This is a genomic window from Pseudomonas sp. RSB 5.4 (genome assembly GCF_037126175.1).
Lineage (GTDB): Bacteria > Pseudomonadota > Gammaproteobacteria > Pseudomonadales > Pseudomonadaceae > Aquipseudomonas > Aquipseudomonas fluorescens_H.
Genome location: NZ_CP146986.1, coordinates 3,303,016 through 3,323,655 on the forward strand (window position 1 = coordinate 3,303,016; position 20,640 = coordinate 3,323,655).

The 20,640-nt window shown below is 60.9% G+C and carries 14 protein-coding genes and 1 pseudogene; 4 read left to right on the top strand and 11 right to left on the bottom strand.

The window, feature by feature from the left end; genetic code table 11:
- Both V9L13_RS14855 and V9L13_RS14860 read right to left on the bottom strand, forming a co-directional pair.
- Nucleotides 1-666 carry a DsbA family oxidoreductase gene (locus V9L13_RS14855; protein WP_338799904.1) on the bottom strand — a complete coding sequence of 222 codons (666 nt, stop codon included), beginning with the start codon at nt 664-666 and terminating at the stop codon, nt 1-3.
- A gap of 178 nt (nt 667-844) precedes the next feature.
- Nucleotides 845-1,864, bottom strand: coding sequence for an alpha/beta hydrolase (locus tag V9L13_RS14860; RefSeq protein WP_338799905.1), 1,020 nt, complete (start codon nt 1,862-1,864; stop codon nt 845-847).
- 313 nt (nt 1,865-2,177) lie between these two features.
- On the opposite strand from V9L13_RS14860, the gene V9L13_RS14865 reads away from it, so the two are divergent.
- A complete protein-coding gene (locus tag V9L13_RS14865; RefSeq protein ID WP_338799906.1) occupies nt 2,178-7,343 on the top strand; it encodes a DUF6543 domain-containing protein in 5,166 nt (1,721 codons plus the stop codon).
- A 120-nt stretch (nt 7,344-7,463) separates the two neighbouring features.
- Nucleotides 7,464-8,381: a transcriptional regulator MetR gene (metR, locus tag V9L13_RS14870; protein WP_047296309.1), complete on the top strand. Its 918-nt coding sequence runs from the start codon at nt 7,464-7,466 to the stop codon at nt 8,379-8,381.
- 117 nt (nt 8,382-8,498) lie between these two features.
- Here metR and V9L13_RS14875 read toward each other — a convergent pair.
- The 5 genes and pseudogenes from V9L13_RS14875 to V9L13_RS14895 all read right to left on the bottom strand — a co-directional run bounded on the left by V9L13_RS14875 (nt 8,499) and on the right by V9L13_RS14895 (nt 12,529).
- A pseudogene (locus V9L13_RS14875) lies at nt 8,499-8,997 on the bottom strand (GNAT family N-acetyltransferase).
- Nucleotides 8,998-8,999: 2 nt separating this feature from the next.
- Nucleotides 9,000-9,638 (bottom strand): LysE family translocator, encoded by a 639-nt coding sequence (locus tag V9L13_RS14880; RefSeq protein WP_338799907.1) that lies wholly within the window; start codon nt 9,636-9,638, stop codon nt 9,000-9,002.
- A 24-nt stretch (nt 9,639-9,662) separates the two neighbouring features.
- Nucleotides 9,663-10,097, bottom strand: coding sequence for an NUDIX domain-containing protein (locus V9L13_RS14885; RefSeq protein ID WP_338799908.1), 435 nt, complete (start codon nt 10,095-10,097; stop codon nt 9,663-9,665).
- 77 nt (nt 10,098-10,174) lie between these two features.
- The gene (locus V9L13_RS14890; protein ID WP_338799909.1) at nt 10,175-11,500 is read right to left on the bottom strand and encodes an APC family permease; all 1,326 of its coding nucleotides are present in this window, start codon (nt 11,498-11,500) and stop codon (nt 10,175-10,177) included.
- A gap of 207 nt (nt 11,501-11,707) precedes the next feature.
- The gene (locus V9L13_RS14895) at nt 11,708-12,529 is read right to left on the bottom strand and encodes a carbon-nitrogen hydrolase family protein (RefSeq protein ID WP_338799910.1); all 822 of its coding nucleotides are present in this window, start codon (nt 12,527-12,529) and stop codon (nt 11,708-11,710) included.
- 124 nt (nt 12,530-12,653) lie between these two features.
- Here V9L13_RS14895 and V9L13_RS14900 point away from each other — a divergent pair, with 124 nt between their 5' ends.
- Together V9L13_RS14900 and V9L13_RS14905 are read left to right on the top strand one after the other, a co-directional pair.
- Nucleotides 12,654-13,454, top strand: coding sequence for a LuxR C-terminal-related transcriptional regulator (locus V9L13_RS14900; protein ID WP_338799911.1), 801 nt, complete (start codon nt 12,654-12,656; stop codon nt 13,452-13,454).
- Between the two features lie 241 nt (nt 13,455-13,695).
- Nucleotides 13,696-15,315, top strand: a complete 1,620-nt coding sequence (locus tag V9L13_RS14905; RefSeq protein WP_103484894.1) for an FMN-binding glutamate synthase family protein — start codon at nt 13,696-13,698, stop codon at nt 15,313-15,315.
- Between the two features lie 122 nt (nt 15,316-15,437).
- On the opposite strand, the gene V9L13_RS14910 is transcribed toward V9L13_RS14905, so the two are convergent.
- From V9L13_RS14910 to V9L13_RS14925, 4 genes are all read right to left on the bottom strand, one after another.
- Nucleotides 15,438-16,895, bottom strand: coding sequence for a glycosyltransferase family 39 protein (locus tag V9L13_RS14910; protein ID WP_338799912.1), 1,458 nt, complete (start codon nt 16,893-16,895; stop codon nt 15,438-15,440).
- Nucleotides 16,892-17,254 (bottom strand): GtrA family protein, encoded by a 363-nt coding sequence (locus V9L13_RS14915; RefSeq protein ID WP_338799913.1) that lies wholly within the window; start codon nt 17,252-17,254, stop codon nt 16,892-16,894. Before V9L13_RS14915 ends, V9L13_RS14910 begins: the two co-directional genes overlap by 4 nt.
- Nucleotides 17,255-17,370: 116 nt before the next feature.
- Nucleotides 17,371-18,858, bottom strand: coding sequence for a glucosyltransferase domain-containing protein (locus V9L13_RS14920; RefSeq protein ID WP_338799914.1), 1,488 nt, complete (start codon nt 18,856-18,858; stop codon nt 17,371-17,373).
- Nucleotides 18,859-19,024: 166 nt separating this feature from the next.
- On the bottom strand, nt 19,025-20,443 hold the full coding sequence (locus tag V9L13_RS14925; protein WP_338799915.1) for an amino acid permease: 1,419 nt from the start codon (nt 20,441-20,443) through the stop codon (nt 19,025-19,027).
- Between the last annotated feature and the right edge of the window lie 197 nt (nt 20,444-20,640).

Below are 20,640 nucleotides of genomic sequence, written 5' to 3' on the forward strand. Positions count from 1 at the left end.
TCAGTTGACGGTGCCGCCGCGGGCTTCACTGATGATCTGCCGAATCGCCCCGACAAAGGTGTCCACCGGTTGCCCGCCCGTGACCGCGTACTGACCGTTGAACACCACGGTCGGCACCGAACTCACGCCGCGTTGCAGCCACAATTGCTCTTCTGCACGCACCTCATCGGCAAACTCGGCGGAGGCCAGAATCGCTTGCGCACGCTGCCGATCCAGGCCCACGCTTTCGGCAATCTGCGCCAGTTGCGCGTGATCGGACGGATTACCGCCGTCAGTGAAATACGCCTTGAACAGCGCCTCTTTCAACTTCAACTGCAAACCTTCAAGACCCGCCCAATGCAGCAGCCGATGAGCATCGAAGGTGTTGTAGATGCGGCTGTTGCCATCGGTGCGAAAGGCAAATCCGACCTCGGCGCCACGGGCACGAATCGCCTCGCGGTTCTTCTGTGACTGTTCCGGGGTCGAGCCGTATTTCTCGCCGATGTGCTCGGTGATGTTCTGCCCGTCCGGGCCCATCTTCGGGTTCAGTTCGAACGGCTGGAAATGAATCTCGGCCTGCACTTCATCGCGTAGAACCTCCAGGGCTTGCAGCAGACTATTGAGGCCGACGACGCACCACGGGCAGGAAACGTCGCTGACAAAATCGATTTTCAAAGCTGAACTCATCACACACCTCGCGGGCGGAAATCGTGCGGGAAAGTTTGCACGATACACCTGCCTGCTCTTGCGATGACAGTGATGGCCCCTTCGCGAGCAAGCCCGCTCCCACATTCGGAATACGGTTGCCCTTGTGGGAGCGGGCTTGCTCGCGAAGAGGCCCGAATCAACACCGCCAAAACCTCGCCTACAGCAGGTTGCCGCTTGCCACCGGCTCGATCTGCGCCCAGTGCGACGTGTCCTCACGGTGCTGTTGCAAATACGGCAACACCGCCGCCAGCAACGGCGCCTTGAACGCCTCTTGAAAACGATGGGCCAGCCCCGGAATCAGCTTAAGCTGACTGCCACGGATATGCGCCGCCAGATGTACGCCGTGCATCACCGGCAACAACGGATCGGCCGTGCCGTGTACCACCAGGGTCGGCACCCGCAGTTGATTGAGCAAGGTGACACGGCTCGGCTCGGCAAGGATCGCCATGATCTGCCGCTTCACCCCTTCAGGGTTGAACGCCCGGTCGTAGGCCACTGCAGCCTGATGCAGCAACGCCTGCCGATCATCAGTGACTGACGGGCTGCCGAGCGCCGCCAGCAGATCGGCCTGCTGCTCCAGTGCCACCTCGCGATTCGGCGCGCCGCGCCGCGCCAGCAGTTGCACCAGCGCCGCACTCGGCGCCGGCAATCCTTCGGCGCCGGAACTGGTCATGATCAGCGTCAGACTCTCCACCCGCTGCGGCGCCATCGCCGCCAGGTGCTGGGCGATCATCCCGCCCATGCTCGCGCCCAGTACGTGAAACTGGTCGACGTGCAGCGCGTCCATCAAGCCCAGCGCATCGTCGGCCATGTCGGTCAGCGAGTAAGGCGCCGACACCGGCAAGCCGAGCTTGTAGCGCAGCACTTCAAAGGTCAGGTTGGCCTCGGCGGGCGCTTGACGCCAGGTCGACAGACCGACATCGCGATTGTCATAGCGGATCACCCGAAAGCCCTGCTGACACAGCGCAACCACCACTTCGTCGGGCCAGTGGATCAACTGACCACCCAGGCCCATGACCAGCAACAGCGCCGGATCCGAGGCACGGCCGATGCTCTGGTACGCCAGGCTCACCTGTGCCAGATCGACCCGTTCGGTCGGTACATTGACGTCGCAACGCGAAGCCGCCATCGACGGCAGGCCGAACAACAGCGCGGCCAACAAAAGAAATAAACGCATGAAGAAACACCGAAACGCAGAACCCCAGTAGAGCGCGAGTCTGATGAAGTTTGTTCAAGCGCGCTGCCACAGTTGCATGACAGTTTGATGAAGTTTGCCGAGTGGTCACTCTGCGCAGCGCCCTGCCGTCCGACACGATCTTCTACGCCAACCCAATGACGGCAACGAATCAGGCCGGGCCGGTCTGTACATCCTCTGAAACAAAGCCACTACCCAGCGATAACCATGTACCGCATGGGCTTGTGACAGCGCGCCTCTAATGGGCATGAAAACCGGAATTTCCCGGTTTGCATGCCCTCTGGAGCCTCGTCGCATGTCCCACGCACTGCCCCCTGCAACGGCCGACTTCGGCCTTGATCAACGGCTACAGCCATACGTCGATCAAACGCTTTACCTGTTGGCGACGGCTCGTTTGAACGACTGTCGCCAGCAATGGCTGGATCTCATGGCCCAACATCCCCAACAGCCCGAAAGCGCCTGGTGGGGTGCCCGCGCGCCCGGCACGGCGCTGTCGCGGCGCGAGCATGCCCTGAGCCTCTATCACCGGCATTTCGAGGCCGCGCTTCAATGGGCGGGGGCCGAAGGCAAGCTCGACGCCGCACAACGACAGAGGCTGGCGCAGCTCCTCACCCCTTCGAACAAGGTCGCGGCGGACCTGCGGGTCGCGCAACCGGTACTCAACCGCGTCGATAACAGCCGTCTGCGCGTATGCGGCACGTTGCTGATCCAGCTGGAGGAAACGTTGCTGCTTTATCTGCCCGCGCACCGGCAACCGTTGATCTGTTTCGAACAGCAGACCACGCTTGAACGCTGGCTGATTGATCAGCAGCCGGATCCGTTACGCATCATCTCGCTGGACTTCATCGAGTTTGGTAGCGATCCACTCACACGCGGAATCGAACCACTGCTGTCCACATCGGCAAGCGCCGGTGCCAGTTGGGCCACGCTCGACACATTCTTCCCGGTCGCGCCCGCCCTGCCGGAGAGTGCCGGGCAAACCGTCGATGAGGTTGCACCCTTCGGCTTGCTGGTTGCCGACATTCCCCTGGATCTGCGCCAGCAGGCGCTGGCGCTTGAACAGCGTGCGCTCGACCGCTTGTTTGGCGACGCTGATCCGGACAGTCCGCAACGTCAACAACTGGCGCAACGATTCGACGCTTTGAGCGACGCGCAGCAAGCCAGTCATGACGCGGCATCCGCCCTGCTCGACAGCCAGCATCCACTGACGATGCTCGAACTGCGCCAAGCCAGCAACGTGCACTACCATGCCCTGCTGCAGGCGCGTATCGCAGGGCTGCGCGCCGAGGTCGAACTGCAACGGGCGCTGAATCAGCTGACCGTCGAAGAGCATCAACGCGTCATCGCATTGCTCGACGCGCCGGGGCACAATCTGCCGACAGCGGACGGGGTTATCGCCCGCGTATCGTTGGCGGCGGCAGATCAGGGCATTACTGCCGTCGAGGATCTTCGAGGCGTACTGATCATCGCGACGACTGCGGCGCTGGCGTCCGACTCAAGCGACAGCCTGCTGCTTTACTGGCCCGGCCAGTTCGGCGGCCTGCAGCGTTTTACCTCGCGCGCGGCGCTGGAGCAGAATCTGTTCAAACGCTCGCCCAATGACGGCGGGCTGACCCTGTATCTCACACCTCTCACTAATGACCCGCTCGCCTGGTCCCTCGATCAACAGCTTTATCAATGCGAACAGCAGGCCGCGCAGATCCTGCGCGACAACCCGCTGCCCGACCGTGTCGACGAACGTCGGGCCGAGATGGAAATGCTGCGCGAACAACACCTGCCACGCCTGACCGTAGCGGTCGCGCAGGCCCGCGACCGGGCCTTTGCCGAACGTCAGGCGCAAGACCATAGCGCGGCGCTGGCCGGCAGCCTGCCTGCATGGTTTGAAAAGCTGGACGACGCGCCACGTGCACGGATCAAAACGCTGATCAGCCAGTATCTCGGCGCCATGCAACGCGCCCATGCGTTGCTCGAACGAGAGCTGCCGTCGCGACAGACCTTCGCCAGACAGCGCATCGACGCCCGCTTGCGCGCAAACTTTGCGCTCAAACAAAGCGCTAGCGTGAGCCTCGACCTGCCCGATTCGACTTTCTGGCAAAAAACCGTGATGGAGGGCGCCGCGCCTGGCACACCGCAAAGCAATGTGCTGACCGCGAGCGACAAGCGCGGCGACCTCAGCCTTGAACAACTGGCACAGGAAAACATCGATCAGGACATGTGGCTGCGCCTCTCGTTCATGCGCGCCGGAATCAGCGCCGAGAACCCCGCTGATCGACAGCGCCTCGAAGCCGGGATCACCCCGGCCTATTTGCGCAACCTGGTGACAGAACTGGATCTGCCCGGACGTTACGAAGAACTGATTCGCCAGGCATTTCTCGGCGCACCGGCAGAACCTGCGTTTCAGCAGGCCTGGCGCCGCGAATGCCTGAGCGAGCCGTGGCGGCTGATGCTCCGGTTGCAAGGTGAATTCGCCCTGCTGCAACGGCACATCGACAGTGCCGGCCATGCCGTGCTGAAGGTCGCCATTGAGGCGACTACACCTCAGGCGTATGCCGTTAATGGACAACGTATCGCGCTGCTGCCGGTGCACCTGACGGTCGGTGGAGAGGACACCGCGCATCAGGGACCGAGCACGCTCGCGGGTGTCACGTTCATTGTCGAGCAAACCAGTGGCCTGACCCTGCTGTACTTGCCCGACAGCACCGACGCGATCTTCCTGCGTCAATACGCAACGCTGGAACAGGCGCGGGTGGATCTGTTCAGACGTTGTGTGGACAGCAAAGTCGTCAGCTACCTGGCCGGACGCGCCGTGAGTGGCAACTTTGCCAGCCATGTCAGCCGGATCAACCAGGCACAACTGCGCAATTTCGATGCGTTGATCGGCATCGGGATGGCCTGGCCGGCGACCACCTCGCTGGCCTTTCATCTATTGAACGTGCACATGGGCCGGTTGCTGGAGGCCCATCGCAGCAGTTCGCGGTCCAACGATGCGTTGTATCTGGAGCGCTGTGCACTGAAGTCCGGAGCGTTGTTCAACTATCTGAAAATGGCCATCGGCATGTTGCCGTTCGTGGGCGCGGCGGTGGCCCTGTATGACGCCTGGAGCAGCGCCAATCTGGCCGTCGCGGCATTCTTGCGCGGCGAGCTCGGGCATGGGCTGGCGCAGGTGGAGGCGGTGCTGCTGTCGCTGATCGACGCAGCAATGGATGTGCTGCCCGGAACGGTCTCGGCCCCCGCAGCCGCGCGTTTGGCCACCCGTCAGCGGCAACGCGCGGCACTGGGCAGATCCGCCGCGATGTCGACCTCCTGGCAATGGGCACGGCAGTCGCTCGAGCGCTTCAAGGGTTACGAGTACGAATTCGAAATCTCTCTCGCCGGCCTGCAACCGGCCACCCACGGTGTCTATCGCAACGTCTACCGCCACGCCGATGGCGACTTCATTGTTCGTCAGGGTCGCATCTATCAGGTTCAGCTCAGCGATGCGCCGCGTGGCTGGAGGCTTTATGGCTCACGGATGCGCAGCTACAAACAACCGATCGCCCTCGACGAAAATGGCCAGTGGAACACCCACCATGCGGTGCACGGCACGCTGATGGACGGCGGCGGTGCTGGCGGCGGCGCCGTGCTCGGACATCTGGCCGACGGCATGGACCCACTCTGGCCCGCGCCGATCCGCCAGTGGTTGCCGCGCTGGTGGACCGATCGGCAACTGCGCAGGCAATTGACCCTGACCAATACCGCCGACGCCTACACCCGGCGTCTCGACACCCAGACACGCGCGTCCAACCAGTTGCTGGAGAACTACCAGAAACTCGACGTTGTCCAGCGTAAACCACTACAGGCAGCGGTCGACACAGCGTGCCTCAACGACATCGACATCGCGATCGCCCAATACCACAACCTTGCCGAACTGCTGCCTCTGAGCCACGGCCGCAAGCGTCTGCAAATCGAAGACATCCAGAGCCGCTGTGCCTGGATCGTGGTCGACCGCGCCGTACAGCGCGTCACCGTCGCCCGCGATCGCTTGCTGGAACACCTGAACCGGATCGACGCACTGGTCGCCGAGTCCGATGCCACCCCTTTCGACAACACCGCCGTCCATATACAACTCATGGCCCGGCGCAAGCGGGTACGCAAGGATTTCCTCAAGGAGTTCGATCAACTGCACGCAATCACCGAGCAGGCCAACCTGTGGAACAACCGCATCAGCAATCGCGCGCAGAAAGCCCGGATGGCGACAGACATGAGCAATCTCAACCGCAACCTTGGCGACAACACGCACCACTACCTCAGAACTGCACATCTGCTGGAAATCATTACTCGCTACGATGCTGTCACCGACCTGTCCTGGGTGTATTTTCATACCCAACTCAAAGACGCCCGGGTCAAGGTCGGGCGCGCGTTGCTGACCCAGCATCACCTGCCAGAGGTCAGCGCCAGCCTCGCCCAGCGCAATCGGGTGATCGAGGACTGTCTGCAGATTTATGCCGGTTTCCGCCGTCAGCTCAACGCCTGGGCGCTGGGTTATGCGCAGCATCTGGATCTGGAACAGGTCGGGCCGTTTCTCGACGGTCTGAGCAAGGTTGAAGAACACGCGCGGCATGCGATCAAACAGCGTCCGCCAATCAAGCCGAAGGAGCCCGGCGGCAGGCAACTGTTCGAAACCGAGGACAACCAGTTGTTGATCGGCAGGGAAAGCATCGACGCCGGCACCCGGGAAAAACGCTTCACTGTCGAAGGCATCGACGGCTTCCGCGAAACCTGGCTGCCGCGCTCCTCTGGCAAGTACCACCTGCAAGCCCAACCCGCGCCAGCCGCTGCACCACTGCCGACCGATGTTCAGCCGTTGCTGGCCGAGGCGCGAAAACGTCTCGCGGCGGTTCCAGCCTACAGCAACCGGGTTCAGGCCTACGCTCCCCAGGACATGCTGCCGGTGGATCTGGAACATATGCTCGTCAGCGAAGCAACGGAGCTGAGCACCCGCGCGCAGACTATCGAGCGATTGTCACCGACTGAACCTATGGTGCGACAACTGCACGACACGGCCGCTGAACTGCAGCGTACCGGCCGCACGCTGCGCATCGATCAGTCACTGCGCAGCAAGACGCCTACCGAAGGCTATCTGGATTATTTGCTGCAACAGCAGGTGGTAGATATTCGCAAGGAAGGATCGCTGCGGGCGCTGGGCAAACGCGCTGACGGGCGCAAGGATTTCCTTCAGGAATACCAGGTGCGCGACCTCACGACCACGCCGCCGCGCGCGTTGTGGTATGCGCACTTTCACTACACCTCGGACAAGGTGCCGTTCGCCGACTTCGTCAAAGCCCATCTGAAATTGCCGGAGCAACGCAATCTCGGCCTGCAATGGCAGCAGGCCCAGGCCGCCGGCGGTGCGCAGGTCGAAGCGATCTGGCGTGGCGATATCGGCAAACCGCTGGGCATTCGGCATTTCGCAGATCTCTAAGCAAAAGGCAGCGGGGCACTGGCTGTGCCTCGCGGCTGCTTGAGCGGTCGACAGCGCCGTCAACATGAGACAAACTCACTGCTTTCGTCCTGATCACAAATTTTCCTCATGGGGCCAGCAGTGCTTGAAATCCGTCATCTGAAAACCCTGCATGCCCTGCGCGAGGCCGACAGCCTGGTGGATGCCGCCGACCGTCTGCACCTGACCCAATCGGCTTTGTCGCACCAGTTCAAGGAGCTGGAGGAGCGCATGGGCATGCCGCTGTTCGTACGCAAGACCAAACCGGTGCGCTTCACCAGCGCCGGCCTGCGTCTGCTGCAACTGGCTGACGCGACCCTGCCGCTGCTGCGTGCCGCCGAACGCGACATCAGTCGTCTGGCCGGTGGCACCGCCGGGCGCCTGCACATGGCGATCGAATGCCACAGCTGTTTCCAGTGGCTGATGCCGACCATCGACCAGTTCCGCGACGCCTGGCCGGAAGTCGAACTCGACCTCGCCTCGGGCTTCGCCTTCGCCCCGCTGCCGGCGCTGGCCCGCGGCGATCTGGACCTGGTGGTGACCTCCGATCCGCTGGATATCGCTGGCATCACTTACGTGCCGCTGTTCACTTACGAAGCGATGCTCGCGGTGGCCAACCAGCACCCGCTGGCGAGCAAACCGTACATCGTTCCCGAAGACCTGCTGACTGAAACGCTGATCACCTACCCGGTGGAGCGCGATCGGCTGGACATCTTCACCCGCTTCCTCGAACCGGCCGACATCGAACCGGCGCAGGTGCGCACCTCGGAGCTGTCGGTAATGATGATGCAACTGGTCGCCAGCGGCCGTGGCGTCTGCGGCATGCCGCACTGGGCACTGCACGAATACAGCTCGCGCGGTTACGTGAAGGCCAAGCGCCTGGGCGAGAAAGGCCTGTTCGCCACGCTGTATGCGGCGATTCGTGCCGACATGCTCGATGCGCCGTACATGCGCGATTTCCTGCTGACCGCCAAGGACACTTCGTTCTCGACACTGGATGGCGTCAGCGCGGTGCGCTGACACACATCCCCTTGTGGGAGCGGGCTTGCTCGCGAAAGCAATCTGTCAGTTGACGGGTTCTGCACTGCCCCACCGCCTTCGCGAGCAAGCCCGCTCCCACAGGGGGACAGTGTGGTGTCAGAGCTGGCGCCACATGTGGATCTTGTCGAAGTAGTCTTCACCCACCCGTACCGCCAGCGGCTCCAGTCCGAACTGGATGAAAGCCGCAGCGCTGGTACAGGTTGAACGCCGCATCGTTGCCGGCGGTGACGGTCAGCTGGATCAGTTTCAGTGCCGGATGAGTGTGTGCTTCGGCGATGGCGGCCTCGACCAGTTTTTGCCCCAGACCGTGCTGGCGAAAGTCAGCTGACACGTACATGCCGAACAAGGTGGATTTGTGCCTGGCCTTTTCCCTGGGCTCGAAAGCCAGGCCGACGATGCCGGCCAATGTGCCCGCTTCGAACGCACCGAGCACCACGTCGAGCTTGCTGGTCAGCCGCGCTTCCCACCAGCTCAACGGCATCACCGCACGCTCGCGCACGCTGGAGGTGAACGCCTGCGGGTGGCGGTCGTAGGCTTCGAGCATCAGCTCGCGGTAAGCCAGCGCATGGCTGGCGTCGAGGCGTTCGATCCACATGCTCAGGCCGTCCTGCGTTGTTCAAGCATCAGGCGCACCGCCAGACCGGCGAGTACAAAACCCATGAAATAACGCTGCAGCGCCAGCCATGTCGGATTGCGCACGAACCACGACGCGATGCCCGCCGCGAACAGCGCGATCAGCAGATTGACGCTGAAACTGACGCTGATCTGGGTCAGGCCAAGCATGATGCTCTGGGTGAACACCGAACCGTGTTCGGGGGTGATGAATTGCGGAAACACCGAGAGGTAGAACACCGCAATTTTCGGGTTCAGGGCGCTGGTAAGAAAGCCCATGGTGATCAGTTTGCGCGAGGAGTCCGGGGGCAATTGCTGCGCTTCGAACGGCGAGCGCGCACCGGGCTTGACCGCTTGCCAAGCCAGCCACAGCAGGTACAACGCGCCGGCCCATTTCAGCACTTCATAAGCCATCGGCACCGCGAGAAACACCGCCGTCAAACCGGCGGCAGCCGCGAACAGATGCGCGAAAAACCCCGCCACCACGCCAAGCAACGAAGTGACCCCGGCCTTGCGCCCCTGACAGATCGAACGGGAGATCAGGTAAATCATGTTCGGCCCCGGCGTCAGTACCATCAACAGCGCGGCGGCAGCGAAGATCAGCAGGTCTGGAAGCGGGATCATGGTGGGCGTCCTGTGCGTGAATGATCAGGCGATCGCGGTCAGCGAATGGCGATAAAACGGCAGGATCAGGTCACGTGTCAATGGCGCCAGAACCAGACCCGTATCAGTCGCCGGATCGATCCAGATCACTTCCTCGATTTCGGCGGCGGGCGTCACATCGGCGTCGATGGTCAGCTGAAAAATCTCCGCTTGCACGACGAATCCCGGCTCGTTGGCCGCCGGCGCCGAGAACTGGCCAAGGAAGCAGGCCTGCGCCGGGTCGATTTGCAGGCCCAGCTCTTCCTCCAGCTCGCGGGCCAGCGCGTGCACCGGCAATTCATGCGTTTCGATCTTGCCGCCCGGCTGCATGAACGCCGTGGTGCCGCGTTTGCGCACCAGCAGGGTCTGGCCTTCGGCGTTGAGCAACAGCGCGGCGGCAATACGAATGAGGCCGGAAGGTGGAGCGGAAAAAGTCGACATGTCAGACAAAGCCTTTGGCGCAAAAACGGCAAGCATCACATGCTTGCCGTTGCGCAGCAAAGCCGCTGCTGAAGATCTTACGTGGCTTCCTGAAAATCCATCTCCGGCGGCTGACGCCGAAAACCGCCGGTGAGCACCGCCAGATACACCACGCCAATCGCCAGCCAGCTCAGGCCCAGATACACCGCCAGGTGATCCAGGCTGACCATCAGCCACAAGTCCGCGACCAGCCCGATGAACGGAAAGATCAGAAACAGCACCAGCTCACGCGGGCCTTTTTTCGCGCCGCCGATCCAGTAATGAAAGATCACCGACAGGTTGACCAGACTGAACGCCAGGAACGCGCCGAAGTTGATGAACGAAGTGGACGTGGTCACGTCGAGTTTCAGCGCCAGCAACGCCACCACTGCACACAGCAGGATGCTGTTGACCGGTGTGCCGAAGCGCGCATGCAAGGTGCCGAAAAAAGACTTGGGCAACACGCCGTCGCGGCCCATCGCAAACAGCAGGCGCGCACCGCTGGCCTGGGCCGACAACCCCGAGGCGAACTGGCCGACGATCAAGCCAATGAGAAAGATCGAGACGAACAGATCGCCGCCGATGTTGCGCGCAATTTCATAGGCCGCCGAGTCTACGCTGTCGAACTGCAATGACGGATGCGCGATCTGCACGAAGTACGACACCCCGACGAAGATCAGCCCGCCGATCAGGGTGATCAACATGATCGCCCGTGGAATGGTGCGGCGTGGGTCGCGGGTTTCTTCGGTCAGCGTGCTGACCGCATCGAAGCCAAGGAACGAGTAGCAGGCGATGGCCGCGCCGCTCATGATCAGCGGCATCTGCATGTCGCCATTGAAGAACGGTTTGAGCGACCACAACGGTGTGCGCGCATCGCCGCCAACGTAGTGCACGCACAGCACGACGAAAGCGATCAGCACCAGAAATTGCACGAGCATCAGCAAGGCGTTGATGCCGTTGGCCAGTTTCAGACCGATGATGTTGATCGCACTGGTGACGCCGATGAACGCCAGTACCCAGAGCCACTGCGGGATCGACGGGAACGCCGAAGCGAGGTACGCCGCGCCGATCAGCCAGATCGCCATCGGCAAAAACAGGTAATCGAGCAATACCGCCCAACCGGCGATGAAGCCGAGTTGGGGACTGATCGCCTTGCGTACGTAGCTATAGGCGGAACCTGCGACCGGGAACGCAGCGGCCATGCGCCCGTAGCTCATGGCGGTGAAGAACATCGCCACCAGTGCCGCCAGGTACGCGGCCGGAACCATGCCGGCGGTGGATTGCGCGAGGATGCCAAAGGTGCCGAGGACAATGATCGGCGTCATGTAGGCGATGCCGAACAGCACCACCGAGCCTAATGACAGGGTGCGTTGCAAACGAGCCATGGGCGACTTACTCCGAATGTTATTGGATTTATGGCAGAGCCGAGTTCGGCGAATGTTTCAGGTGTGGCGTTGTTGTTTTTTGGATCAAGCAGTTGTGTTGTCTGGACTGGCCTCTTCGCGAGCAAGCCCGCTCCCACAGTGACCGCGTTCCCCTGTTGGAGCGGGCTTGCTCGCGAAGGCGTCAGCCCGACCGACACAGAATCCCGATCAGTGCGCAGGAATCAGCAACTCACGCAGTCCGCACGCGTGCTCCACCACCTCCCCCGGCAGCTTCAAGCGCTGATCATCCAGATAACGGTAATCCTTGCGCGCAACCTTCAACCGGTCGAAATCCAGCTCGACGCTGACCTGCCCCTCCTCACGCCCTGCTTCGAACAGCAACGTCCCCAGCGGATCGACCAGCGCACTGCCGCCGGCAAACATCAAGCCGTCGTCCCCGGCCTCGACGCGGTTGACCATCAACGCAAACGCCTGATTCTCCTGCGCCCGGGCCATGATCGCGGTGCGGTGGGTCGGGGCGTACGGGTCCATGTTGCCGTTGGTCACGATCAGCAAATCGGCGCCCAGCTGTGCCAGTGCACGGGCGGATTCGGGGAATTCGATGTCGTAGCAGATCAGCAGTCCGACGCGCACGCCGTTCCACTCGCAGGTGGAATAGCGGTCGCCCGCCTCGAACACGCCGCGATCCGAGGCCCACAAATGGGTCTTGCGGTATTTCAGTGCGATGCCTTCTGGGGTGATCAGCAGCGTGGTGTTGTAGAAGCGCCCGTTGTCATTCTCGGCCAGGCCGATCACCACGGCGATATTGCGCTCACGGGCGGCGGCCAGCACGGCGCTGACGGTCGGGCCGTCCACAGGCTCGGCGATTTGCGCTACGGTTTCGGCCGTCGGGAAGCCCATCAGGTGGGTTTCCGGGAACACGATCAATTGCGAGTCGGCGGCGCACGCGGCAATCGCAGCGAGGGCACGTTCAAGGTTGTACGCCGTGTCTTTGTCACGGCCCGCCAGTTGGGCGAGTTCGACTTTCATGAGAATTCCTTGTGAAGGGCAGCGGGCGCTGAAAGATTGCCCGGTGGCTGTCTGTGGGCCAGTATGCGCAGCAAGCAACCGGCCAGGGAATCACGCGGCCGGGGTAACCCGACAGGGGTAGTCCATGACTGTTTCACTTGATGACATCACCTGGCACCGCGCCGTCGGGCAACTGATCGAGGCGTTGGACAAGCCTAATTTCTGGGCGCAACTGGTGCGTCTGCTCGACCAGTACCTGGCGTTCGATAGCTGGGTGGTGTTGCTGTTCAGCGCCGATCAACACCCACAGGTCTTCGCCGAATGCCCCGGCGAGGACGGCAGTCCCGACCCGCTGTTTCAGGACTATCTGCGCGGGTTGTACCGGCTCGACCCGTTCTACATCGCCTGCCGCGAGCAGTCGCGCACTGGCATGTACCGCTTGTCGGAGGTGGCGCCGGAGCATTTCGAGCTGACCGAGTATTACCAGCGATACTTTCGTCTGAATGTGGTCGCCGACGAAATCCAGTTCAATTGTCAGCTCGAAGGCGAGCGCACGCTGTGCCTGTCGCTGGGCAGTGAAAAACGTTTCACTGGCGAACAGATTGCTTTGCTGTCTTTGATCCAGCCTTGGGTACTGGGCCTTTTGCGCCAGCGCCTGCCGTACGAAATCAATGAAACCGTGGCCCTCGCTGCCGCGCCGGCGCAGGTCGACTGGCGGGTGCAACTGGAAGCATCGGTGCAACAACTCAAGGGCGCGCAACTGACCGCCCGGGAACTGGATGTCGGGCGATTGATGCTCAGCGGTTGCTCCAGTAAAGAAATCGCCCGTAAGCTGGAAATCTCCGTAGAAACCGTGAAAGTCCATAAGAAACACATGTACAGCAAGCTGGGGATCAAATCCCAGTCGGAGCTGTTTTCGATTTTTCTCCAGGCGCAGAACGCCTGATAACGCGTGGAAATGCTTTCCTGTGTCGATAGATTCTCTGTGGTGAGGGGATTCATCCCCGATGGGCTGCGCAGCAGCCCCAAGTCTATGCATGCGGTCTTTCAGTTAAACCGCAGTGAATGGTTTTGGGGCGGCTTCGCCACCCATCGGGGATAAATCCCCTCACCACAATAAATCTCTTCAACAGGCCCGCCTGCTGCCACAGGTTTGCAAACCATTGAGTCCGAACCAAGGAAACCGTATGAGCCTGTCACTCCTGAGCCGCTACGCCTTCTTTGCCGTCTGCGTGATTTTCACCCTCGCCAGCCTGCCCTTTCTCGAACACGACTGGCTGTGGCCGATCACTGCCGTGACCGGTGTGCTGAGCCTGCTCGGTGTGTTCGACCTGCTGCAGAGCCCGCACGCGGTGCGCCGCAACTACCCGATCCTGGGCAATATCCGCTATCTGGTCGAAGGCATCCGCCCGGAAATTCGTCAGTACCTGCTGGAATCCGACAGCGACGCCCTGCCCTTCTCCCGCGCCCAGCGCTCGCTGGTGTATTCGCGGGCGAAAAATGAAAGCGCCGACAAACCCTTCGGTACGCTGATCGATGTGTATCAATCAGGCTTCGAATTCATCGGTCACTCGATGCGCCCGGCACCGTTGAGCGACCCCAACAGTTTCCGCGTCACCGTCGGCGGCCCGCAGTGCACCCAGCCCTACTCGGCGTCGGTGTTCAACATCTCGGCGATGAGCTTCGGCTCGCTCAGCGCCAACGCGATCCGTGCGTTGAACCAGGGCGCCAAACTCGGCAACTTCGCCCACGACACCGGCGAAGGCAGCATCAGCCCGTATCACCGCGAACACGGCGGCGACCTGACTTGGGAACTGGGCAGCGGCTACTTCGGCTGCCGCACCAGCGACGGTCGATTCGACCCGGAACGCTTCGCCACTCAGGCACAGAATCCGCAGGTGCGGATGATCGAAATCAAGATGAGCCAGGGCGCCAAACCCGGCCACGGCGGGATTCTGCCCAAACACAAGGTCACCCAGGAAATCGCCGACACCCGTGGTATCCAGATGGGCGAAGACTGCATCTCGCCGTCACGCCACAGCGCGTTTTCCACGCCAATCGAAATGATGCATTTCATCCAGCAACTGCGTGAACTGTCCGGCGGTAAACCGGTGGGTTTCAAGTTCTGTCTCGGGCATCCGTGGGAGTTCATGGGCATCGCCAAGGCCATGCTGGAAACCGGCATTCTTCCGGACTTCATCGTGGTCGACGGCAAGGAAGGCGGGACCGGTGCCGCACCGGTCGAATTCACCGACCACATCGGCGTGCCGATGCGCGAAGGCCTGCTGTTCGTGCACAACACCCTGGTCGGCCTGAACCTGCGCGACAAGATCAAACTCGGCGCCAGCGGCAAGATCGTCAGCGCCTTCGACATCGCCAGCGTCCTGGCCATCGGCGCCGACTGGGCCAACTCGGCGCGCGGTTTCATGTTCGCCATCGGCTGCATCCAGTCGCAAAGCTGCCACACCAACAAATGCCCGACCGGCGTCGCCACCCAGGACGCTCTTCGCCAACGCGCCCTCGTCGTCCCGGACAAGGCCCAGCGCGTCTACAACTTCCACCGCAACACGCTCAAGGCGCTGGCAGAAATGCTCGCTGCCGCCGGCCTCGAGCATCCGTCGCAACTGTCGGCCAAACACCTGGTGCGACGCATGTCGGCAACCGAGATCAAACTGTTCTCGCAGTTACATGTGTTTCTGAAACCGGGGGAATTGCTCACCGGCGAGGTGAATGGCGAGTTCTATTCGCGGATGTGGCAGATGGCGCGGGCGGACAGTTTTGAGCCGAGCGAGGTGGTGGCTGCATAAGCGCAACTGGAGTGCTGGCTTCAGTTGAGGTCGGCACTCCGGTCGCAGGCAAACGAATACAACGAAACGTTTCCCTCCTGCAACGATTGCAAAGGTCTCCTCCCTTTTGCAAAGCACGGTGGTTAATTCGACAAAACCGTATCGGTAATCCACCAGATTGTTCGGCCTGCACAGTCAAGCACCGTCACACCATCGATATAGGCATTCATTACTGGATCATTGAGCAGGCCAAACACACCTTGATGGGTGAGCTGCAAGAAACCATCAATTGATGTGCGGAACTCGAACTTTGGATCAATACCTGTGGAGTTGTAATAAGCGAAGCTCGGATACCAGTAAGCACTGGCGATCACGATCTTGTCTCCTGGATGCGCCAGCCGATTCAACTGAGTCACCAATGAGCTGAAGCTTGTGTCCTTGCGTGCGTCTGTCCCGTTTAATCCATCGGTTTGTCGGTACACCATCGTCAGACCGTGAACTTGCATAATGACCAACAACAGCAACGCAGCGCTCGCCAGAATTATTCGACGCCGTCCCCAGATATCCAGCGCCGCCGCAGAAATCAGCGCGAGGGCCGGCGCGCAGAACACCAGGTATCGGGGTACAAATAACGGAAGCGCCAGGGCAATCAGATACAGTGCGAGCAGCGGAACAAAGAAGTAACTGACCAGCAAAACACTGAAGTGACGTTTGCCGGGGTTGCTGATGATGATTGTTCCGGCAAACACCAACATCAGCCCACACGGCAACAGTTGCCACGTCAGAGGTATTGAAGCAGCCTCCCCGAGAACGCTGAACTGCCAGACAAGCGTCAAGGCTCCCTGCAACGTCACAGGTTTTATCCAGTCGAAGGTGCCGATGCCACCCAGCTGCTGGATGAAACGGGGAATCCAGGGCAAATACAGAAACACGATCGCAATATTGGCAACTAACCATGAATGCGCTGCAATCGCCGCGCCGTCGCGAGTGGCCCGGCTCTGCCACCAGAACAGCCAATGCACCAGCACACACAATCCTGCGAAGTAGTGGGTATAAAACGCGGCAGTCATCAGCAAAACGTAGATCAACGCAAAGCGTTTTTGCTCAGGCTGTCTTGCCCAACATAACAATGCCACGGTTGCGGCCATCAGCCAGAATCCAAGCAATGTGTACATCCGTACTTCTTGACTGTAACGCACTGATATCGGTAGTAGCGCCAGCAGTAAGGCAGCAATCCAGGTAGCCCTGCGTGTCGAGATCAGGCTCATCAGCTTGATGCAAAGCAGCAACGTGCCGATATCGGCCAACACACTGAATGCACGAGCCGCCAAAGGAGACTCTCCCCACACTGCCACCCAATAATGCAGCAGCACATAATAAAGCGGCGGATGCACATCCAGAGCGGTCAACGCCCAGATGCGCGCCGGCGTTTCTCGAGCCAGCAGCAGACTGTAGGCCTCGTCATTCCAGATCGCGGGGACTGTAATGGAGTAGAACCGCACGCACAGCGCAATAATCAGAACTGCCGCCAGAGCCAGCAGATCGGCCCGCACTGAAACATTCGCGTCTTTGAAAAAAGGGACGGCCACCAAGGGTTTCATGTCCGTTGTCCACGAAACAGCACAAACCGGAAAAAGCCGTAACCCAACATCAGGTTCAGCGCGGTAAACACCGTGACCGTCAGCAGACCACTCCAGTCACGCGCATCGGCAATCCTGCCGATACCAAAGCTCGCGCCCCCCATCAGACCCATAAACAGCAAATAGCCGAATACCGGCGTTTTACTGTCAAAGGTGTAGAGCATGTTCACGTAAAACGAGAACGCCGCCGCCACGCAGAACGCAGCGAAGTTGCTGGCAGCCTGGGACAGCCCGGCGGCGCTGCACAGGACGAAAAAAATCTGCCAGTGGATCAGGGCATCGGCAATTCCAATCACTGTCAGCGCAGGAAATCCTTTCATTACGGTTTCTTGCCATGGCTTCGTCCGGGGGACTTTCGAAGGTAGGGCAAGGCGCTTGAACGTTCTACTGTCAGAAATTACAGGTAGTGGCCATAATCAGATGAACGGTCGCTCATTCACCACTGCAACAATCTGCCGTGGGGTGGTTCCTTCATGACGATGAAACCGTAATCACCGATCAGGTAAATCCGGTAATACAGGCTGTCCACCAGCGCTGGAAAACCCTGGTAGCCGACGCGGGTGGCGTTGCGCCGTTCGCGTTCGGCGACTACGTTGGTGATGCCCGCTGCCGGCAGATTTTCCGCAAGCACGAAGTAATCGACGTTGAGCAGATAGGGCAGCACCGGTAGCCGTTTGAATGAACCGGCCGCACTGGCCAGCCAGCGGTCGGAGTAGCTCACCGACAGATAAATCCGCTTGGCTTCACGCAGCTCGCGATGTTCGGCGATATCGTGGCTCAGGCTGTACAGCGCACTGTTGGAGAAGGTTTTCTGCAGGCTCAGCACCCGGCCGTACGCGAAGGACAGCGAGAGTGTCGCCAGCAGCGGAATAATCAGCAGCAACGGCAAGCGACGGTGCCCGGATGCCAGCGCAACGTGCGCCAGATAGAACAATCCCGACAGCAACACGCCGAACCCCATCAGGGTCCGCGCACCTTCATTGAAATCCCGGAACAGCAGGGTGATCCCCGGCACCAGCAAGGCCAGAACGGGCAGCGTCAGCAAGCACAGCAGCAAGCTTTGCCAACGAGGCTGGCGACACTGAACCAGCCGCACGCAGCCGGCGATCGCACACAACACCAGCGCAGCGAAAACCCATGGGTAGCCGCCGTGAAACAACAGCGCGACTTTCTCCAGGACCCGCGCGAAGTTGACGCCAATCTGCAGCAGCGGCTGGGCGTCTCCGTTCAGCAGATCCGTTTTTCGTAATGTATCCATGAACGGGTAAGCGGTGACGCTGTAGATCAGGATGCCCAAAACCGCTTGTGCGAGTTTCCAGCCCAGCATGCGCAAGGTGTCCGGCCATCGGCTCTGCTGGTGGACGGCCCTGAGCAGTTCCACGCAACACAGACCGAGAAACACATTGAAGCTGATCTGATAAAGACCAATTGCCAGCGCCAGCAACGCCGCCGGCACCAGCCAGCGCTGCACCCGAGATGAACCTTCGAACGTGATGGCGTAGATCACCGCAACCATACTCAGGGCCATGATCGGGCCGTCGTATTGATAAGACAGGTTCTGCAACAGGAACGGGTTGTACCAGAGCGGCAACGGCACCAGACAACAGGCCAGCGTCGGTTCGGCGAAGGAATGAAAGGTCAGGCGGGTCAGCGCCAGCGACATGGCAAGGGTGGCGACCAACAGAGGTAACGGATAGATGTTCGGCGCGGCCCCCGTGAACGTCAGCGCCTGATAAAACCAGTCGGCAAACAACCGCCCCTGCCCGGCCCAGGCATTGCCGGCGGCCAGCGTGCGCCAGTTGTCGTCGATGTAGGGGAAGTCGGCGAGGATCAGTGGCAGGACGTACAACGCGGTGGCGAGCAGGAAGAACAGCAGGGCTTGCCGGTGACTGAGCTCTCGTTCGAGAAATGCGCTCGCCCTCATGTCTGCGCCTCGGTTCACTGCCGCGCGGGATTGCAAAGTGATACAGGTTTGAGCCTTGTAAGCGGGGTTTATATCGCTCTTTCAGACCGGCGGTTAATACCGCTGTGGCGCCCAAGAAAAAGCCCCGACCAATGGGCCGGGGCTTGTTTATGACCGTGCTTTCGAGCTACGAAGCCGAACGCACCGCGCCTTGCGCTTCACCGGTCGGCTGCAACTTGAAGACGTAGAACAACACCGTCAGCAGCACCAGGAACGCTGGCCCCACATAGAGCGCCACGCGAGTGTCGGGGAAGTACGCCATCAGGCCGACCACCAGCACCAGGAACGCCAGCGCGCAGTACGAACTGACCGGGTACAACCACATCTTGTATTTCAGCCCGGCACGTTCGCTGGCGCTCAGGCCTTTGCGGAATTTCAGTTGCGCCAGCAGGATCATCACCCAGGTCCAGATCGCGCCGAAGGTCGCAATCGAGGTCACCCAGACGAAGACTTTCTCCGGCACCAGATAGTTGAGCAGCACGCCGATCAGCAAGGCGAAAATCGATAGCAGCAGCGCCCGACGCGGCACGCCGTTGGAGGTCTTGGCGAAACCGGCCGGAGCCTGGCCGTTCTGCGCCAGACTATAAAGCATGCGCCCGGTGCTGAAGATGCCGCCGTTGCACGACGACAACGCCGCGGTGATCACCACGAAGTTGATGATGCCGGCGGCGGTCTTGATCCCCAGACGTTCGAAGGTCATCACGAACGGGCTGCCCTGGGTGCCGATTTCGTTCCACGGGTAGATCGACAGGATCACGAACAGCGCGCCGACGTAGAACAGCAGAATGCGCCAGAACACCGAGCCGATCGCATCGGGAATGGTTTTCTGCGGGTTCTTCGCTTCACCGGCCGTGAGGCCGATCATCTCGACACCGAGGTAGGCGAACATGACCATTTGCAGGGACATCAACACACCGGTCACGCCGTTGGGCATGAAGCCACCGTGGGCCCACAGGTTGGAGATCCCCAGTGCCACGCCGTCGTTGCCGAAACCGAAGGCGATCACGCCGATGCCGCCAATCACCATGGCGATGATGGTGACGATCTTGATCAGGGCGAACCAGAACTCGAATTCACCGAAGGCTTTTACCGCGATCAGGTTGATCGACCCCATGCTGACCAGCGCCGCGAGTGCCCAGATCCAACGCGGTACATCGGGGAACCAGATGCCCATGTACACGGCGACGGCAGTGATTTCCGCGACGCAGGTCACCAGCCACAGGAACCAGTAGTTCCAGCCAGTGAGAAAGCCCGCCAGCGGGCCGAGGTAGTCCTGGGCGTAACGGCTGAACGAACCGGCCACCGGGTTGTGCACGGCCATTTCGCCGAGGGCGCGCATGATCACCAGGATCGCCAGGCCGCCGAGAATGTAGGAAAGCATGATCGCCGGACCGGCCATTTCAATGGCCTTGGCCGAACCCAGGAACAGGCCGACGCCAATACAGGCGCCGAGCGCCATCAGGCGGATATGCCGTTCACCGAGTTCGCGTTTGAGCGGGCCGCCGTGAGCGGTCTCGCCATGGGGCAGGTGATTGCCGACTGGCATAGGGATACAACCTCGTCTTGTTATTGGATATGACCACCGAGTGGCGAAGCGTCGGCCGATAAGCCTCATCTTCCCGAAACCGCATCCACCTCGTGGGCAGACACGTCTCGCAGGTCCCGACCTGCAAGATCAGCGGGGCGTGCAGTATAAAAAGCTTGTGACAGGGCTTTTCACTCTATAAGCAACAACATTCAGCG

Excerpts from the sequence above, each read along its gene's own strand:
- V9L13_RS14885 (WP_338799908.1), bottom strand. The coding sequence starts at position 10,097 with ATGTCGACTTTTTCCGCTCCACCTTCCGGCCTCATTCGTATTGCCGCC.
- V9L13_RS14880 (WP_338799907.1), bottom strand. The coding sequence starts at position 9,638 with ATGATCCCGCTTCCAGACCTGCTGATCTTCGCTGCCGCCGCGCTGTTG.
- V9L13_RS14910 (WP_338799912.1), bottom strand. The coding sequence starts at position 16,895 with ATGAAACCCTTGGTGGCCGTCCCTTTTTTCAAAGACGCGAATGTTTCA.
- V9L13_RS14860 (WP_338799905.1), bottom strand. The coding sequence starts at position 1,864 with ATGCGTTTATTTCTTTTGTTGGCCGCGCTGTTGTTCGGCCTGCCGTCG.
- V9L13_RS14855 (WP_338799904.1), bottom strand. The coding sequence starts at position 666 with ATGAGTTCAGCTTTGAAAATCGATTTTGTCAGCGACGTTTCCTGCCCG.
- V9L13_RS14865 (WP_338799906.1), top strand. The coding sequence starts at position 2,178 with ATGTCCCACGCACTGCCCCCTGCAACGGCCGACTTCGGCCTTGATCAA.
- V9L13_RS14905 (WP_103484894.1), top strand. The coding sequence starts at position 13,696 with ATGAGCCTGTCACTCCTGAGCCGCTACGCCTTCTTTGCCGTCTGCGTG.
- V9L13_RS14890 (WP_338799909.1), bottom strand. The coding sequence starts at position 11,500 with ATGGCTCGTTTGCAACGCACCCTGTCATTAGGCTCGGTGGTGCTGTTC.
- V9L13_RS14895 (WP_338799910.1), bottom strand. The coding sequence starts at position 12,529 with ATGAAAGTCGAACTCGCCCAACTGGCGGGCCGTGACAAAGACACGGCG.
- V9L13_RS14920 (WP_338799914.1), bottom strand. The coding sequence starts at position 18,858 with ATGAGGGCGAGCGCATTTCTCGAACGAGAGCTCAGTCACCGGCAAGCC.
- V9L13_RS14925 (WP_338799915.1), bottom strand. The coding sequence starts at position 20,443 with ATGCCAGTCGGCAATCACCTGCCCCATGGCGAGACCGCTCACGGCGGC.
- V9L13_RS14900 (WP_338799911.1), top strand. The coding sequence starts at position 12,654 with ATGACTGTTTCACTTGATGACATCACCTGGCACCGCGCCGTCGGGCAA.
- V9L13_RS14915 (WP_338799913.1), bottom strand. The coding sequence starts at position 17,254 with ATGAAAGGATTTCCTGCGCTGACAGTGATTGGAATTGCCGATGCCCTG.